This is a genomic window from Pyxidicoccus caerfyrddinensis (genome assembly GCF_010894405.1).
Lineage (GTDB): Bacteria > Myxococcota > Myxococcia > Myxococcales > Myxococcaceae > Myxococcus > Myxococcus caerfyrddinensis.
Window position 1 is genome coordinate 86,311 of sequence record NZ_JAAIYA010000015.1, and the last position, 19,013, is coordinate 105,323.

The 19,013-nt window shown below is 71.1% G+C and carries 1 protein-coding gene; it reads right to left on the bottom strand.

The window, feature by feature from the left end; genetic code table 11:
- Positions 1-63: 63 nt before the first annotated feature.
- The coding region (locus tag G4D86_RS31790) for a non-ribosomal peptide synthetase (protein WP_163997844.1) at positions 64-19,013 on the bottom strand (18,950 nt) is incomplete at its 5' end.

Sequence of the window (19,013 nt, forward strand, 5' to 3'; positions counted from 1 at the left end):
CTCTACAACATCCCCCCCACGCTCGCCTGCCAGTACTCCCCGTGAGATTGGGACACGAGCCTGTTACGCGGCGCCGCGTTCCAGATTTCTCAGCCAGTGAATCAGCCGCTCCGCCACGTAGGGCGCGTGAGAGGCATTGAGCAGCGAGAAATGGTCGCCCGGTGTTTCAACCACCGTGAAATCACCGGTGAGCCAGGGGCCCCAGCCCAGGTCCGCGGCGCGAGGCTCACCCTGGGGCGGCGTGGCGGCCCGGACGAGGAGCGTGGGCCCCGCGTAGGGACCTGGCAGGTAGGTGCGGCGTGCCTCGAAGAGGCGCTGGAAGACGGCGAAGAGCCGCTCCAGGGCTTCGATGTCCAGCTCCAGCGCACCCGGCTTCCAGCGCCGCACCTGTTCCAAGAGGTAGGCCCGCTGCTCACGACCTTGGAGGTGGAGGAGCCGCTCCCGGTCCAGCGGCAGCTCCCACCATGGCAGGCCCAGCACCGCGCTGAAGGTGGCCAGCTCGGTGAGTACATCCGGTGGCGGCTGGAGCGCGGGGGCTCCGGTGTCGAGCAGCGCGAGCAGCTCCACCCGCTCCCCCGCGTCCTGGAGCTGGCGTGCCATCTCGTACGCCACGAGCCCGCCGAAGGACCAACCTCCCAGCAGGTAGGGTCCGTGGGGTTGCACGGCGCGCACCTGGCGCAGGTAGTGGTCCGCGAGGGTCTCGACGGACGCGGGAGGTAGTTCCCCACCCTCCAGTCCCGGGGCCTGCAGTCCGTACACGGGCAACTCCGCGCCACAGTGGCGGACCAGCTCCGAGTAGCCGAGCACTCCGCCTCCGCCGCCATGGATGAGGAAGAGGGGACGCCGGGTGGAGCCGTTCGAGTCCAGCCTCGTCAGGTTGGGCGTCGGGGGCGTCGTGCCATCGCGTCGCTGCTCCAGCCACCGGGCCAGCCGCTCGACGGTGGAGCCCTGGAAGAGGGCGGAGACCGGCACCGCGACGCCGGTGCTCTCGCGGAGCCGGGCCACCAATTGCACGGCCAGCAGCGAGTGGCCTCCCAGCGCGAAGAAGTCGTCGGTGAGGCCCACGCGTGGAACGCGCAGGACGCTGGCGAAGCTCTCCGCGAGCCGTGCCTCCAGCGGGGTGCGCGGAGCCACGTACTCGGAGGTGGACATGGGCGCGTCCGGCGCGGGCAGCGCCTTGCGGTCCATCTTGCCGTTGGCGTTGAGGGGCAGGGCGTCCAGCACCATGAAGGCGGAGGGCACCATGTAGTCCGGCAGCGTCCGCTGGACGAAGGCACGCAGGGCCGTGGCGTCCACTGCGTCGTGCGAGGAGGCCACGTACGCCACCAGGCGCTTGTCGCCGGGCACGTCCTCGCGGACCACCACCACGGCCTCCTCGACACCCGGAGCCTGGCGGAGCACCGACTCCACCTCGCCCGGCTCGATGCGGAAGCCGCGCAGCTTCACCTGGAAGTCGACGCGGCCGAGGAACTCCAACGTGCCGTCCTCGCTCCAGCGCACCTTGTCGCCGGTGCGGTACAGCCGCGCGCCGGGGGTGGAGGAGAAGGGGTGGGGTACGAAGCGCTCTGCCGAGAGGTCCGCTCGGTGGAGGTAGCCCCAGGCGAGGCCGGCTCCGCCCACGTACAGCTCACCGGGCACGCCCGGTGGCACCGGCTGGAGCGACGCGTCCAGCACGTATGCGGTGGAGTTGGACAGCGGCCGGCCGATGGGGACCGAGCGGCCCGGCTCCTCCCCGGCCCGCAGCGTGTGCGTGGCGGAGAAGGTGGTGTTCTCCGTGGGGCCGTAGCCGTTGATGAGCACGGCGCCCGGAGGCAGTCGCGAGAGGTGCTCACGCACGCGCTGCACGGGCAGCACGTCACCGCCCGCGAGCACCTGGCGCACGCGGGCCAGCGCCTCGCCCTGGTGCAGCACCATCTGCTCGAAGAGGGCCGCGGTGAGCCACAGGGTGGTGATGCCCTCGCGCGACAGCAGCTCGCCGATTTCATTGAGGGAGAGCGCTCCCGAAGGCGCGAGCACCAACGTCGCGCCGTGCAGCAGCGCGCCCCAGACCTCCAGCGTGGAGGCGTCGAAGGCCGCCGGGGCGAGTTGGAGAACGACTTCATCGGAGCCGAAGCGCATGAAGTCGCTGCCGAGTACCAGCCGCGTCACGCCTCGGTGGGGCACGCACACGCCCTTGGGGCGGCCGGTGCTGCCCGAGGTGAACATGACGTACGCCATCGCCTCTCCTCTGGTCTCCACGGTGAGGGATGTGACGGGCCGCGAGGCAATGGCGTTCCACTCGACGTCCAGCAGGACGCGGTGCCCGTCGAACGTCGTGATCGGCAGGGCCTGCTGCGTGAGGAGCACGCAGGCTCCCGACTCGCGCAGCATCCAGTCGAGACGCTCCGGCGGTTGGTGCGCCTCCACCGGCACGTAGGCCGCGCCGGCCTTGAGGATGCCGAGCATGCCGATGACGAGCTCCAACGAGCGCTCCACGCACAGGCCGACGCACGCGCCCGGACGCACGTCCAGCGCGCGCAGGTGGTGCGCGAGCTGGTTGGCCCGCGAGTCCAGCGCGCGGTAGCTCAGGGCGTCCTGGCCGAAGCGCAGTGCCACGGCGTCCGGAGTGCGCCGTGCCTGGGCCTCGAAGAGCGAGTGGAGGCCGGCGTCAGCGGGAAAGGGCGCGGCGGTGTCGTTCCACTCCACCAGCACCCGCCGCCGCTCGGCCTCGTCCATCAGCGGCAGCGCGGAGAGGGGCCATGCCGGGCGGAGGCAGACAGCCTCCAGCAGCGTGCGCAGGTGGTCCGTCATCCGGGCGATGGTGGCCGCGTCGAACAGGTCGGTGTTGTAGTTCAGCGCACCGTGCAGGCACTCGGTGCCTTGCTGCATGGACAGCATGAGGTCGAACTTGGCGACGTCGCCTCCCGTCTCCAGCGTGGAGAGCGTGAGCCCCGGCAGCGATAGCCGGGTGTCGGGCAGGTTCTGCAGGGTGAAGACGACCTGGAAGAGTGGCGTGCGGCTCAGGTCGCGCTCGGGGCGGAGCACCTCCACCAGCTTCTCGAAGGGCACGTCCTGGTGCTCGTAGGCACCCAGGGTGGTCGTCTTCACCTGCTCCAGGAGCGAGTCGAACGAGTCCGTGCCCAAGACGCGGGAGCGCAGGGCGAGGGTGTTGACGAAGAAGCCGATGAGCCCCTCCGTCTCCGCGCGGTTGCGGCCGGCGATGGGCGAGCCGACGACGACGTCCTCCTGTCCCGAGTACCGGTGCAGCAGCGCCTTGAAGCCCGCCAGCAGCACCATGAAGAGGGTGGCCTGGTGCTCGCGGGCGAGGGCTTCGAGGCCGCGGGACAGCTCGGGCGACAGCGAGAAATCGTGTGTCGCGCCGTGGAAGGTCTGCACGGCGGGACGCGGCCTGTCGGTGGGCAGCTCCAGGGCATGCGGCGCACCGGCGAGCTGCTGCTTCCAGTAGCCGAGCCAGGTGTCGAGCACATCTCCGCGCAGCCAGCCTCGCTGCCACGCGGTGTAGTCGGCGTACTGGATGGGCAGCGGCGTGAGGCGCGGTGGCTCACCGGATGCGGCGGCCTGGTACAGGGCGGCCAGCTCGCGGACGAGCACGCCCATGGACCAGCCGTCGGAGACGATGTGGTGCATCGTCAGCAGCAGGACGTGCTCGTCGGGTGTCAGCCGCAGCAGCGTGGCGCGGAGGAGCGGCCCATGGGCCAGGTCGAACGGCCGCGTTGCCTCGGCTTCCGCCAGTTGGCGAGCCTCGGTTTCACGCAGGTCCTCCGCCACGTCGCCCAGGTCCACCAGGGGCAGCGGGAAGTCGCAGGCCGGGTGGATGACCTGGACGGGCTCCTCGCCGCGCAGGGTGAAGGTGGTGCGCAGGGACTCCTGACGCTCGATGAGCGCACCGAGGCCACGCTCCAGCGCGGTCAAGTCCAGGGCTCCCGTCAGGCGCACCGCGGTGGGCAGGTTGTAGGAGGCGCTGCCGGGTTGGAGCTGGTCGAGGAACCAGAGGCGCTGCTGGGCGAAGGACAGCGGCAGCAGGCCGGTGCGCGGCACGGACACCAGCGGAGGGAGCTGCTCGCTGGGGTGTGATTGGCGGGCGGATTCCACGCGAGGGGCGAGCGCGGCGATGGTGGGCGCCTCGAAGAGGGCGCGCACGGGCAGCTCCACCTCGAAGGCACGGCGCATCCGGGAGACGACCTGCGTGGCCAGCAGCGAGTGGCCGCCGAGGGTGAAGAAGTCGTCGGTGACGCTCACCTTCTCGAGGTGGAGCACTTCCGCCCAGATGGAGGCGAGCCGCGTCTCGGTGGGAGTGCGCGGGGCGACGAAGGTGGCGTTGGCTTCCGCGTCGGGAGCGGGCAGGGCCTTGCGGTCCAGCTTGTCGTGGGTGTTGAGGGGCAGGGCCGCCAGGAAGACGAAGGCGGAGGGCACCATGTACTCGGGCAGCGAGCGCAGCAGCGCGGTGCGGAGCTCTGCCGTATCGAGGGCGAGGTCCTCGGGCGTGACGAGGTAGGCGACGAGGCGCGGGTTGCCGGGCACGTCCTCGCGCGCGAGCACCACGGCGCGGCTGACGTGAGGCACCTGCTCCAGCGCGGCTTCGATTTCGCCCAACTCAATCCGGAAGCCGCGCAGCTTCACCTGGAAGTCGATGCGGCCGAGGAACTCCACCTCTCCATGGGCCAGCCACCGCACCTTGTCACCGGTGCGGTAGAGGCGGCCGCCCGGAGTACTTCCAAACGGGTCGGGAACGAACTTCTCGGCGGAGAGCTCGGGCCGGCCGAGGTAGCCGCGCCCCACGCCCGCGCCGCCGATGAAGAGTTCACCGGGGACGCCGATGGGCATCGGCTGCATGCGCTCGTCGAGGACGTACACCTGCATGTTGGCCAGCGGCCCGCCCAGCGTGGGCCGGGATGCGCCGCGAATGGCGCGGGCGGTGCATTCCACGGTGCACTCGGTGGGGCCATAGACGTTGAAGCCCTGGACGAAGGGGTGGGCCGACAACTTCGCCCACAGCGCTTCGTCCACGGCTTCACCGCCCACCAGCACGCGCAGCGGCCTGGAGGCCGCGAGGCCCTCTTCCAGCAGCAGGCGCAGGTGCGAGGGCGAGCAGTCGAGGGCGTCGACCTGGTGCTTCTCCACCCACGCCTTGAACAGCGCGGCGTCCTCGCGAGCGGCCTGGGGCACGATGCACAGGGCATGGCCGTCGGCCACCTGGATGAGTCCCTGCACCGAGGCGTCGAAGGCCAGCGGCGAGTTGATGCCGACGCGCATCGGGCGCTCGGTCCCTGCATGGACCGACGAAGCCAGCGCGGCACGCAGGTTCCTCAACGAGGCGTGCTGAACCATGGCGCCCTTGGGGCGGCCGGTGGAGCCGGAGGTGTAGATGACGTAGGCGAGGTTCTCGGGCGAGGTGACGTGCGGCGGGTTGGCGTCGGACTCACGCGAGAGCTGCTCCTGCACGGCCCTGCCGTCCAGGTGCACTGCTTCCACTGACGTGCCTTCGAGCTGCGACTCCAGATGTCGCTGGGAGAGGACCAGTCGCGCACCGCAGTCCTGGAGCATGAAGGCGAGGCGCTCGCGCGGGTAAGCCGGGTCCATGGGGACGTAGGCGCCGCCGGCCTTGAGGATGGCGAGGACGGCCACGACCATGTCCACGCCGCGCTCCATGTAGATGGCGACGCGCACCTCGGGGCCGACGCCGCGAGAGCGCAGCCAGCGGGCCAGCGGGTTGACGCGGCGGTTGAGCTGCGCGAAGGACAGCGAAGCGGAGTCATCGAGGAAGGCCAGCGCGTCCGGCGTGCGTGCGGCCTGCACCTCGAAGCGCTCATGCAGCGCGCCATCCCAGTCCAGCTCCTGGCGGGTGTCATTCCAGCGCATGAGCAACTGCTGGCGCTCGGAGGCAGGCAGCAGGGGCAATTCACCCACTCGCGTCTCCGGCGCGGACACGGCGGCCTGCACCAGCGTGGTGAAGTGCTCCACCATGCGGGCGATGGTGTCCGGCTCGAACAGGTCCGTGCGGTAGCTCAGCTCGCCGCCGAGTCCCTCGGGCCGCTGCGTCAGCGAGAGTGTCAGGTCGAAGTTGGTGGCCTGAGCGCCAGACTCGAAGGACTTCAGGCTCAGTGGCGTGCTGCCCTTTACCTCCAAGGTGGCCGTCGGAGCGTTCTGCAGGACGAGCATCACCTGGAACAGCGGAGAGTGACTCAGGCTGCGCTGGGGCCGCAGCTCCTCGACGAGCTTCTCGAAGGGCACGTCCTGGTGCTCGTAGGAACCCAGCGTGGTGGCGCGTACCTTCGCGAGCAGCTCGCGGAAGGTGGCGCGCGGGTCCACCTGGGTGCGCAGCACCAGCGTGTTGACGAAGAAGCCGATGAGCCCTTCCGTCTCCGCGCGGGTGCGGCCGGCGATGGGCGAGCCGACCGAGACGTCGTCCTGGCCGGAGTAGCGCGACAGCAGCACCTGCCAGAGGGCGAGCAGGGCCATGAAGGGCGTGGCGCCCTCGCGCTGGCAGAGGGCCAGGAGCGCCTCCGACACGGGAGCGGAGAGCTGCACCGGCTGCCACGCGCCGCGGTGGGACTGGACGGCGGGACGGGGCTTGTCGGTGGGCAACTCCAGCACGGGAGCCGCGCCGGAGAGCTGCTCGCGCCAGTACCCCAGTTGCCGCTCCAGCACCTCGCCCCGCAACCACGACTGCTGCCATTCCGCGAAGTCGGCGTACTGCACCGGCAGCGGCGGCAGGCTCGCCTCCGTCCCGGTGGTCCACGCCGAATACAGCTCCGCCAGCTCCCGCACGAGCACGCCGGAAGACCAGCCGTCGGAGACGATGTGGTGCATCGTCACCAGCAGCACGTGCTCCGTCGTGTCCAGGCGCAGCAGTGCCGCGCGCAGCTGGGGGCCCCGGGTGAGGTCGAACGGGCTCAGTGCCTCTTCGGTGGCCCGGCGGTGGGCCTCGGCCTCACGCGCCTCGGTGGGCAGCGTGCCGAGGTCCACGATGGGCAGCGAGAAGCCCGGGCTCGGGTGGATGCGCTGCACCGGCCCGCCGTCCTCGAGGCCGAAGGTGGTGCGCAGGGACTCGTGGCGCTCGATGAGTGCCCGGAAGCCGTGCTCCAGGGCCGTCACGTCCAGCACGCCCGACATGCGCAGGGCGGAAGGGATGTTGTAGGCGGCGCTGCCGGGCTCGAGCTGATCGATGAACCACAGGCGCCGCTGGGCGAAGGAAAGCGGCCTTCCGCCCGTGCGCTGCACGCGCACCATGGCCGGAGCCGCGGGCACCTGCTCCGCCCTGGCCGTGTCGATGCCCCGGGCCAGTCCGGAGAGGGTGGGCGCATCGAAGACGGCGCGCAGCGGGAGCTCGACGCCGAAGGCGGCGCGGACCCGGGAGACGAGCTGGGTGGCGAGCAGGGAGTGTCCGCCCAGGGCGAAGAAGCTGTCGTCCTGCCCCACGCACTCCACGCGCAGCAGGGTTTGCCAGAGCAGGGCCAGCTCCCGCTCGACGCGCGTGGCGGGCGGGTGGAAGGAACGTTCATTCCGCGAGGCGTCGGGCGCCGGCAGGGCCTTGCGGTCCAGCTTGCCGTTGGGTGTGAGGGGCAGGGCCTCCAGCACCACGAATGCCGAGGGCTGCATGTACTCGGGCAGGCTCGTCGCGAGCGCGGCGGAGAGGGCCGCCGTGTCGAGGGTCGTCACGACGTAGGCGACCAGCCGTTGCTGGCCCGGCACGTCTTCGCGAGCCAGGACCGTGGCATCGCGTACGCCGGGCCGCTGCTTGAGGGCGGCCTCGATTTCGCCGAGCTCGATGCGCTGGCCGCGCAGCTTCACCTGGAAGTCGATGCGGCCCAGGTAGTCGAGCGTGCCGTCCGCCTTCCACCGCACCTTGTCGCCGGTGCGGTACAGGCGCGCACCGGGCTCGGCGTTGAACGGGTGGGGGACGAAGCGCTCGGCGGTGAGGTGCGGCCGGTGCAGGTAGCCGTGGGCGAGCTGCACGCCGCCCAGGTACAGCTCACCGGGCACCCCGGTGGGCACCGGCTGCATGCGCGTGTCGAGCACATACGTCTGGGTGTTGGCGACGGGGCTGCCGATGGGAATGGTGAGGCCAGACTCCTCGCCCGTGGCCTGGGCGAAGGTGGCGTCGATAGTGACTTCGGTGGGGCCGTAGAGGTTGACGAGGCGGACCTCGGGCAGGACGGCGCGCAGGCGCGGGGATAGTTCGGAGGCCAAGGCCTCGCCGCCGCAGAACAGCCAGCGCAGGTGCGTGGCGGTGCGCAGCCCCTCCTCCTCCAGCATGAAGCGAAGCATGGAGGGCACCACCTGGAGCACGGTGATGCGCTGCTGTGCGACGCAGGCCAGCAGTTCAGCCGGGGCCCGATGGGCTTCGGGCGGAGCGAGGACGAGCGGGGCGCCCACCAGCAGCGGGGCCCAGCACTCCCAGACGGAGGCATCGAAGCTCAGCGGCGTCTTCTGCAGCACCCGGTCCTCCGCGGAGAGGCCGAAGGTGGAGAGCAGCCACGCCATGTGGTTGGCGAGGGCGCCGTGGGGGATGACGGCCCCCTTGGGCTGGCCGGTGCTGCCCGACGTGTAGATGACGTAGGCGGGGCTCTCCAAAGGCACCTGGACGCTCGGCGCGCTCGCACTGCCGTCACCGCCCCACCCGGAGTCGAGGCACACCACGGACGGGCCTTCGGGGAGGAGGCCGCGCAGGTGCTGCTGGGTGAGCAACACCGGGGCGGCGGTGTCCTGGAGCATGAAGGCCAGGCGCTCGCGCGGGTAGCTCGGGTCCAGCGGGACGTAGGCGCCGCCGGCCTTGAGGATACCGAGGAGGGCGATGGGCAGCTCCAGCGCGCGCTCCATGCAGACGGCGACGAGGGTGCCCGAGCGCACGCCCGACTGACGCAGGTGCGTTGCCAGCAGGTTGGCGCGCGCGTCGAGCTGGCGGTAGGTGAGCTGTGCGTCACCAAGCTCGACGGCGACGTTGTCGGGGAGCCGCGCCGCCACGTGCGAGACGGCTTCGTGCAGGGGCGACCCGCTCGGAAGCCGGGCGGCGGTGGCGTTCCACTCCACCAGCACCTGACGGCGCTCCTCGTCGGACAGGAGCGACACGTCGCCCAGCCGGCTGTCGGGCCGGGACACCAGCGCCTCCAGCGCCACGGCCCAGTGCTTCAGCAGTTGCTCCAGGTGGTGCGCCTCGAAGCGTGCCGGCTCGTACGTCAGGTGGAGCCCCAGCCGCGTGCCGGGGACGCTGGTGGCCAGCAGCGGCATGTCGGTCTGCTCGTGCGTGGTGACGTCCCGGATGCCCAGCTCGGCATGGGCCGACTTCACGGCGGCGTCGACGGGGTAGTTCTCGAAGACGAACAGCGACTGGAACAGTGGGGTGCCGCGCGGCACGTCGCTCCACCCCTGGATGCGCACCAGCGCGGAGTGCTCGTGCTGGCGCTGCTCCACCTGCCGCGCGTGCAGCTCCTTCAGCCACGGCAGGACGCGCGCGTCCTCGTCCACGCGGATGCGCACGGGCAGCGTGTTGATGAACATGCCCACGGCGCGGTCGATGCCGGGCAGTTCCGCGGAGCGGCCGGAGGTGGTGGCTCCGAAGAGGACGTCGTCCTCGCCCGTGTGGCGCGACAGGGCCAGGGCCCAGGCCGCCTGCACCACGTCGTTGGGCGTGAGCTGGTGCTGGCGGACGAAGGACTGGAGCGCCGTGGTGGCTTCAGCGGACAGCGACGCATGCAGCTCCTCGCGCGAGGTCGCCACCCCGGGCCTGCCGGACAGCAGGCCGGGCAGGGGCGTGGGGGCGGTGAAGCCTCGGAGGGCCTCGCGCCAGTACGCCTCGGTGCGCTCCACGGGTTGGCTGCGCAGCCATGCGATGTAGTCGCGGAAGGACAGGGCCTGGCCCCTGGGCGGCGTCCGGCCCGCGCGCACCTCGCCGTAGGCGGCGAAGAGGTCCTGGAGGAGCAGGCCCAGGCTCCAGCCGTCCAGCAGCAGATGGTGATGACTCCAGAGGACGCGCCAGGTGCGCTCGCCCAGGCGCACCACCGTCAGTCGCGACAGGGGCGGCCGGCGCAGGTCGAACCCGCGCGTCTTGTCCTCCGTCACGAGGGCGTCGAAGCGCGCCCGCTGCTCCACGTCGGACACGTCGCGCCAGTCATGCTCTTCCCACGGCAGGGGAGCGCCGGGGTGGACCTGCTGCAGGGGCTCTTCGAGTCCGTCCCAGAGGAAGGAGGTGCGCAGCAGGGGATGGCGCTCCACGGCGGCCTCCCAGGCGCGCCGGAAGGCGGTCATGTCCACGGTGCCGCCAAACGTCCACGCGAGCTGGCAGACGTAGACGCCAGAGGCGGGCTCCGCCAGCGTGTGGAAGAGCATGCCCTGCTGCAACGGAGACAGCGGGTAGAGGTCCTCCACGGGAAGGCCCGCGGGGAGCAGTCGCTGGAGGGTGGATTGCTCCAGCCCCGCCAGGGGGAAGTCGGTGGGGGTGTAGCGACGCACGTCGTCGGTGGCCCGCGTGGAGATGAGCTGCCGCAGCGCGGACAGGCAGCGCGCGGCCAGGGCCTGGAGGGTGTCCTCGCGGTGCAGGGCCGCGTTGTACGTCCACCCCAGCGTCAGCCGGCCTTCGAAGACGTAGCCATCGACTTCCAGCAGGTGGCTCCGCTCGCCTGTTGGACTGCGCAGTGCGCCCGTGGACCCGCGCGCCGGGACGAAGGGCGGCGGCGTGGCGCCGGGGCCCTGGGTTCCTCCGAGCTGGTCGAACTGGCCCAGGTAGTTGAAGACCACCTGTGCCTGCGGAGCCTCGCGGAGTCCCTGCGCAGCGTCGCCCGCCAGATGGCGCAGCAGTCCGTAGCCAATGCCTCGCCGGGGCAGGCGGCGCAGTGAGTCCCGCACCGCGCGCAGCCGGTCGCCCGGAGTGGCGGCGCCGGAGACGTCCAGCACCACCGGGTACGTGGTGGTGAACCAGCCCACGGCGCGGGACAGGTCCACGTCATCGAAGAGGGCTTCGCGGCCGTGGCCCTCCAGCTCCACGCGCAGCCGGGGCTGGCCCGTCCACTGCGTCAGACCTTCCACCAGTGCCGCCAGCAGCACGTCATTGATGTGCGCGCGCCAGGCGGCCGGAGTCTCCTGTAACAGCAGGCGCGTCTCGTCCGCCTCCAGCGACACCCTCACCACGCGAGCCGTGGCCAAGGAGTTGCCGACCCCCGGCAGGTCCACCGGAAGCGCGGGCTCCCGCGCGCGGCCCTGCTCCACCCAATAGGGCAGCTCGCGCGCCACTTCCTCCGAGCGCGCGAAGACCTGGAGCTTCTCCGCCCATGCCTTGAAGGAGGTGGACTTGGGCGGCAGCGCCACCGGCTGGCCGCGCTGGAGCTGTGCGTAGGCCGTGGCCAGGTCCTCCAGCAGGATGCGCCAGGAGACACCGTCGACGGCGAGGTGGTGGATGGCCAGCAGCAGCCGGGGCGCCCGGTCCGGGCCGAAGTGGAAGAGGGCGGCGCGCAGCAGCAGGCCCTCGTCCAGGTGGAGGCTGGCCTGGACGCGCGTGGCCTCGGCCTCCATGGCCTGGGCCTGGTCGGCCTCGGGGATGGGGGACAGGTCCACCTGCTCCAGTCGTACGGAGGCTTCGAGGCCTGCGAGCTCCTGCCGCCACACGCCGTCCGCTCCACACGCGAAGCGCAGGCGCAGCGAGTCGTGGTGGGCCACCAGCGCCTGGAGCGCCTGCTCCACGCATGGCACATCCACCGCCCCGCGCGCGGCGAGGAGGACGGCCTGGTTGTAGTGGTGCGGCAGCGCGGGCGGCTGCTCGAAGAAGGCGAGCTGGATGGGCGTCAGCGGCACGGTGCCCCGCACCAGGCCCTGCTCGGCCTGGACGTGGGCTTCGCGCTTCACCATGCGCGCCAGGGCCTCCAGCGTCTGGTGCTGGAAGATGTGGTTGGCGGCCAGGTGCAGGCCGGCCTGACGCGCGCGGGAGACGAGCTGGATGGAGAGGATGGAGTCGCCGCCCAGCTCGAAGAAGTTGTCGCGCAGCCCGACGCGGGGCACGCCGAGCAGCTCCGCCCAGAGGGTGGCCAGGGTCTTCTCCTCGGGCGTGCGCGGCTCGGCGAAGTCGGCGGTGTCGCGCTGCGGGGCGTCTGGAGCGGGCAGGGCCTTTCGGTCCACCTTGCCATTGGGCAGCAGTGGCAGGACCGGGAGCACGACGAGCGCCGAGGGCACCATGAACTCGGGCAGCCGCTCCGACATGAAGGTGCGCAAGGCCTGGGTGTCTGGAGTGGGGCCCTCGGTGGGCACGATGTAGGCCACGAGCCTGGGTCCGGCTCCGTCCTCGCGCACCAGCGTCACCGCGTCCGCGACGCTCGGGTGGGAGCGCAGCGCGGATTCGATTTCCCCCAGCTCGATGCGCAGGCCGCGCAGCTTCACCTGGGAGTCGATGCGGCCGATGAAGTCGAGCGTGCCGTCCGCCCGCCAGCGCACCTTGTCTCCGGTGCGGTACAGGCGCGCTCCGGGCTCGGCGCTGAACGGGTGGGGGACGAAGCGCTCCGCTGTGAGGTCAGGCCGGTGCAGATAGCCCCAGGCGAGGCCCACTCCGCCCAGGTACAGCTCGCCGGGCACTCCGGTGGGCACCGGCTGCATGGCCGCATCCAGGACGTAGGTCTGCGTGTTGGCCATGGGCCGGCCAATGGGCGCCACGGGTCCGGAGAACGCGTCCTCCACGTGCCACCAGGTGGCGTCGATGGTGGCCTCGGTGGGGCCGTAGCTGTTGTGCAGACACACGTGCGGCAGCACCTCGCGCACACGGGGAGGCACGTCCGCGGGCAGTGCCTCACCACCGGCGATGAGCCAGCGAAGCCGCGTGGCATTGCGCAGGGCGGGCTCGTCCAGCAGCACGCGCAGGTGCGAGGGCACCAGCTGGAGCACGGTGACGTCGTGGTGCACGAGGCTCGCGAGCAGGACGGCGGCATCGCGATGGGCCTCCGGCGGGGCCAGCACTACGGTGGCGCCGTTGAGGAGGGCGGAGAAGAGCTCGGCGACGGAGACGTCGAAGCTCAGCGCGGTGCGCTGGAGCGTCCGCTCTCCCGGGCCCAGGCCGTACATGGAGCGCATCCACGAGGCGTGGTTGGCGAGGGAGCGGTGCGAGATGACGGTGCCCTTGGGCCTGCCGGTGCTGCCCGAGGTGTAGATGACGTAGGCGGCGCTCTCCGGCGGCACGGCAGTCGCCGGAGCGACCGGCGAGTCGCGGAGGTCGGAGTCGACGCAGAAGACGTTGGGGCCTTCGGGCAGTAGCCCCTGGAGGTGGCGCTGGGTGAGCAGCACCGGGGCGGCGGCGTCCTGGAGCATGAAGGTCAGGCGCTCACGCGGGTAGGCCGGGTCCAGCGGCACGTAGGCGCCACCCGCCTTGAGCACGCCGAGGAGCGCCACGGGCAATTCCAGCGCGCGCTCCATGCAGACGGCGACGAGCGAGCCGGGACGCACGCCGAGCTGGCGCAGGTGCGTGGCCAGCAGGCTGGAGCGCGCGTCGAGCTCGGCGTAGGTGAGCGAGCCCGCGTCCGCAACCGCGGCGAGGGCGTCAGGCGTGAGCGCGGCGTGAGCAGAGAAGAGATGGTGGACGCTGACGTCCGCCGGGAACTCCGAGGCGGTGTCGTTCCACTCCACGAGCACCCGGCGCAGCTCGGCCTCGTCCATCAGCGGCAGCGAGGAGAGGCGCTGCTCGGGCCTGGCCACGGCGGCGTGCAACAGCGTGCGCAGGTGCTCCACCATGCGGGCCGCGGTCGAGGGCTCGAAGAGCGCGGTGGCGTAGAGGAGCGCGCCGCTGAGGCCCTGGGGAGACTCCGCCAGGGTGAGGTCCAGGTCGAACTTCGCGGGGGCGTCATCGAACTCCACGGAACTCAGTCGCAGCCCCTGCAGCTCCAGCGCTTCCCGAGGCACGTTCTGGAGGGAGCACATGACCTGGAACAGCGGCGAGTAGCTGAGGCTGCGCTCGGGGCGGAGTTCCTCGACGAGCTTCTCGAAGGGCACATCCTGGTGCTCGTAGGCGTCCAGGGTGGTCTCGCGGACGTGCTGCAACAGCGAGAGGAACGACTCCCCCGGGGCCATGCGGGAGCGCAGGACGAGGGTGTTGACGAAGAAGCCGATGAGCCCTTCGGTCTCCGCGCGGTTGCGGCCGGCGATGGGCGAGCCGACGACGATGTCCTCCTGTCCGGAGTAGCGGTGCAGCAGCACCTGGAAGGCCGCGAGCAGGAACATGAACGGCGTCACGCCGTGTCGCTGACACGCGGCCCGCAGCTCGTCCGAGAAGTCACGGGAGAGCGTGAATGGAACGATGCCGCCCTGGAAGGACTGGACGGGAGGGCGGGGCTTGTCGGTGGGCAGCTCCAGGAGCGCGGGAGCATCCGCGAGCTGCTGCTTCCAGTAGCCGAGCTGGGCCTCCAGCACCTCGCCCTGGAGCCAGCCTCGCTGCCAGATGGCGTAATCGGCGTACTGCACGGGGAGCGGCGGCAGCGAGGCGCCGGAGTAGAGGGCGACGACCTCGCGCACGAGCACACCCATGGACCAACCGTCGGAGACGACGTGGTGCATGTTGAGCAGCAGCACGTGCACGTCAGCGTCCAGGCGTAGCAGCGTGCCGCGCAGCAGCGGGCCGGCGGCGAGGTTGAAGGGGCGGAGGGCGTCTTCGCGAGCCAGTCGCCGGGCCTCTTCGTCCCGTTGCGGCGGAGGAAGGTGCGTCAGGTCCAACCGCGCCAGTGCGAAGTCGGCGCCGGCCTGGATGAGCTGAATGGGCTGACCGCCGCGAGAGGCGAAGGTGGTCCGCAGGGCCTCGTGACGGTGCACCACTTCGGCGAGGGCGCGCTCCAGCGCATCCGAGTCCAGCACGCCCTCCAGGCGCAGCGCCGCGGGCAGGTTGTACGTGGAGGCGTTGGGCTCCAGTTGGTCGATGATCCACAGGCGCTGCTGGGCGAAGGAGAGGGGCAGTTCTCCGGTGCGAGGCACCGGGACGAGCGGGGGCAGCTCCGGGCCCCGGGCCTCCCTGCGACTCTCCTCCACCCGCAAGGCGAGCTGAGCCAGGGTGGGATGGGAGAACAGCTCGCGCAGGGACAGCTCGACACCGAAGAGCGAGCGGATGCGCGAGACGACCTGGGTGGCGAGCAGGGAGTGCCCGCCCAGCTCGAAGAAGTCGTCGTTGGCGCCGACACGGGGAACGCCCAGCAACTGGACCCAGAGGTCGGCCAGCAGCGTCTCGGTGGGGGTGCGTGGCGCGAGGTGTTCGGAAGCCGCTGGCTGTGCTGAGTCCGGAGCAGGCAGGGCCTTGCGGTCCACCTTGCCGTTGGGCGTCAGCGGCAGGGCCTGGAGCACGGCGAAGGCCGACGGCACCATGAACTCGGGCAGCCGCCGGGAGAGGAACTCGCGCAGCGCGCGGATGTCCACGGCTTCCGCCGAGGGCACGACATAGGCGACGAGCCTGGGGCCCGCGGCGCCGTCTTCACGCACCACGGCCACCGCGTGGCCAACGTCTGGGTGGGCGCGCAACGCGGCTTCGATTTCACCCAGCTCGATGCGGAAGCCGCGCAGCTTCACCTGCCCGTCACGGCGGCCGAGGAAGTCGAGGTTGCCGTCCGACAGGAATCGCGCCCGGTCTCCCGTGCGGTAGAGGCGAGTACCGGGCTCGGAGCTGAAGGCGTCGGGGATGAAGCGCTCGGCGGTGAGCTCCGGACGGCGCAGGTAGCCGCGCGCCACGCCCTGGCCGCCGATGAACAGCTCGCCCACGACGCCGAGTGGCACCGGCTGGAGCTGGGCGTCCAGGACGTACAGTGCGGTGTTGGCGATGGGCCGGCCAATGGGGACGATGCCGTTGACGACGCCGCCCTCATTCAAGTCGTAGATGGAGCAGCCGACGACAGTCTCTGTGGGGCCGTACTCGTTGACGAGGCGGACGCGAGGGGCGAGGCGTTGCCAGCGTTCCACGGTTGCGGGAGGCAGGGCTTCGCCGCCGACGACGAAGGCGCCCTCCAGCCGGGCCAACTCCTCCGGCAGCATCAGGTCCAGCAGCACCTGGAGGTGGGCGGGGGTGAGCTTGACGAGGCCGTGGTGATGCTCGCGCAGAGAGTCCGCGAGGGCCTCAAGGTCCTTGCCTGAAGGCAACAGGTGCACTTCCCCGCCAGCGAGCAGGGGAGTGAGGAGGCTGGTGAGGGTGGCGTCGAAGGCGACGGAGGTGTGGACCGGGGCACTCTGCCCCTGAGAGACGCGGTACTCGCGAAGCGCCCAGTGGAGATAGTGGACGAGGCCGCGGTGCATCACCATGACGCCCTTGGGGCGGCCGGTGCTGCCGGAGGTGTAGAGGACGTAGGCGAGGTTCTCTGCCGTCACCGTGGACGCAGGAGGCGTCTGGGGCTGCCGCGCGAGCAGCGGCGCATCCGCGTCCAGCAGCACATAGAGCTCACCTCGTGAGGGCAGCTCGTCCGCAAGACGCTCCACGGTGACCACCACCGGAGCCGCCGAGTCGGAGAGCATGTAGCCAAGGCGCTCGGCGGGGTAGCTGGGGTCCAGTGGGAGGAAGGCACCTCCGGCCTTGAGGACGCCGAAGATGGCGACGACCAGCTCGATTGAGCGCTCCAGGTGGAGCGCGACGAGGGTGTCGGGGCCGATGCCCTGGACGCGCAGGTGGTGAGCGAGCTGGTTGGCGCGAACGTCCAGCTCCCGGTAGGTGAGAGAGTCCTGGCCGAAGCGCAGGGCGATGGCATCCGGCGTGTGCCGTGCCTGGGCCTCGAAGAGGAAGTGGGCGCAGGTGTCGCGGGGGAAGTCGCGGGCGGTGGCGTTCCACTCCACCAGAAGCTGGCGCTGCTCTTCGGGGGACAGCAGCGGGAGGCTGGACACCGGCGCTTCGGGCCGCGCCGCCGCGTGCTCCAACACCGTGCCGAGGTGCCGCACCATCCGGTCGATGGTGGCCGCCTCGAAGAGGTCCGTGCGGTACTCGCAGGCGCAGGTCAGGCCCTGCGCGGTCTGGACGACGAAGAGGGTGAGGTCCAGGCGTGAGACGCTGGTGCTGGGGCCCTCCGTGCGCAGCGTCAGTCCGGGGACCTTCAACTCGGAGGCGGGCTGGTTCTGGAGGACCAGCTTCACCTGGAAGACGGGCGCATGGCCCAGGCTGCGCTCGGGATTGAGGACCTTGACCAATTCCTCGAAGGGCAGGTCCTGGTGGGCATAGGCCCCCAGCGTGGTGTCGCGCACGCGGCCGAGCAGCTCGCGGAAGGTCGGGTTCCCATCCAACCGCGCACGCAGCGCGAGCTGGTTGATGAAGAAGCCGATGAGCCCCTCGGTCTCCGCCCGGTTGCGGTTGGCGATGTCCGTGCCGATGACGAAGTCTTCCTGCCCCGAGTACCGCGAGAGGACCACCTCGAAGCCGGCGAGCAGGCCCATGAAGAGGGTGGTGCCCTCGCGGCGGCAGAGGGCCTGGAGCGAATCGGCAAGTCCGCGCGGCAGCACGCGCGTGAGCAGGCTGCCGCGGACACCCTGGACAGCGGGACGCGGGAAGTCGGCAGGCAGCTCCAGCAACCGAGGCGCGCCGTGGAGGTGCTCACGCCACCAGGAGAGCTGCGCATCGAGGGCTTCGCCCTGGAGCCAGCCGCGCTGCCAGACGGAGTAGTCGGCGTACTGCACGGGCAGCGGCGGCAGCGAGGCGCCGGAGTAGAGCGCGGCCACCTCGCGCACGAGCACACCCATGGACCAGCCGTCGGAGACGATGTGGTGCATGTTGAGCAGCAGCACGTGCGCGTCAGCGTCCAGGAGCAGCAGCGTGGCGCGCAGCAGCGGGCCGGTGGCGAGATTGAAGGGGCGGAGTGCTTCTTCACGCGCCAGCCGCTGGGACTCTTCCTCCCGTTGCACCGGAGAAAGGTGCGTCAGGTCTACTCGGGCCAGGGTGAAGTCGTCGCTGGCGCGGATGCGCTGAACGGGCTGGCCGTCGCGAGAGGCGAAGGTGGTGCGCAGGGCTTCGTGACGGCGCACCACTCCGGCCAGAGCACGCTCCAGCGCGCTCGAGTCCAGGATGCCCTCCAGGCGCAGCGCCATGGGGATGCTGTAGAGGGGACTGCCTGGCTCCAGCTGGTCGATGAACCACAACCGCTGCTGGGCGAAAGAGAGGGGCAGCGCATCCGTGCGAGGAGCGGGGAGGAGCGGAGGCTGCGCCAGGCCCTGCGCGTCTCTGCGACTGGCCTCCACCCGCTGGGCGAGCTGGGCGAGGGTGGGATGGGAGAACAGCTCCCGCAGGGACAGCTCGACGCTGAAGAGCGAGCGGAGGCGCGAGACGACTTGAGTGGCGAGCAGGGAGTGGCCGCCGAGCTCGAAGAAGTTGTCGTTGGCACCGACGCGGGGGACGCCCAGTAGCTGGCCCCAGAGGTCCGCCAGCAGTGTCTCGGTGGGCGTGCGCGGCGCGAGGTACTCAGGGGCCGAAGTCTGGGAGGCGTCCGGAGCGGGCAGGGCCTTGCGGTCCACCTTGCCGTTGGGCGTCAGTGGCAGGGCCTGGAGCACGACGAGGGCCGAGGGCACCATGAACTCAGGCAGTCGCTCGGACAGGAAGGCGCGCAGGGACTGGGCGTCTGGGGTGAGGCCTTCGGTGGGCACGACGTAGGCGATGAGCCTGGGGCCCGCGGCGCCGTCCTCGCGCACCACGGCCACCGCGTCGCCGACATCCGGGTGGGCGCGAAGCGCGGACTCGACTTCGCCCAGCTCGATGCGGAAGCCGCGCAGCTTCACCTGGAAGTCAGCGCGGCCCAGGTACTCCAGCTCGCCGGAGTCCTGCCAGCGCGCGAGGTCTCCCGTGCGGTACATGCGGGCGCCGGGCGTGGTGCTGAAGGCGTCAGGGATGAAGCGCTCGGCGGTGAGCTCCGGGCGGCGCAGGTAGCCGCGAGCCACGCCCTGGCCGCCGATGAACAGCTCGCCCACGACGCCGAGTGGCACCGGCTGGAGCTGAGCGTCGAGGACGTACAGCGCGGTGTTGGCGATGGGCCGGCCGATGGGGACGATGCCGTTGACGACGCCGCCCTCATTCAAGTCGTAGATGGAGCAGCCGACGACAGTCT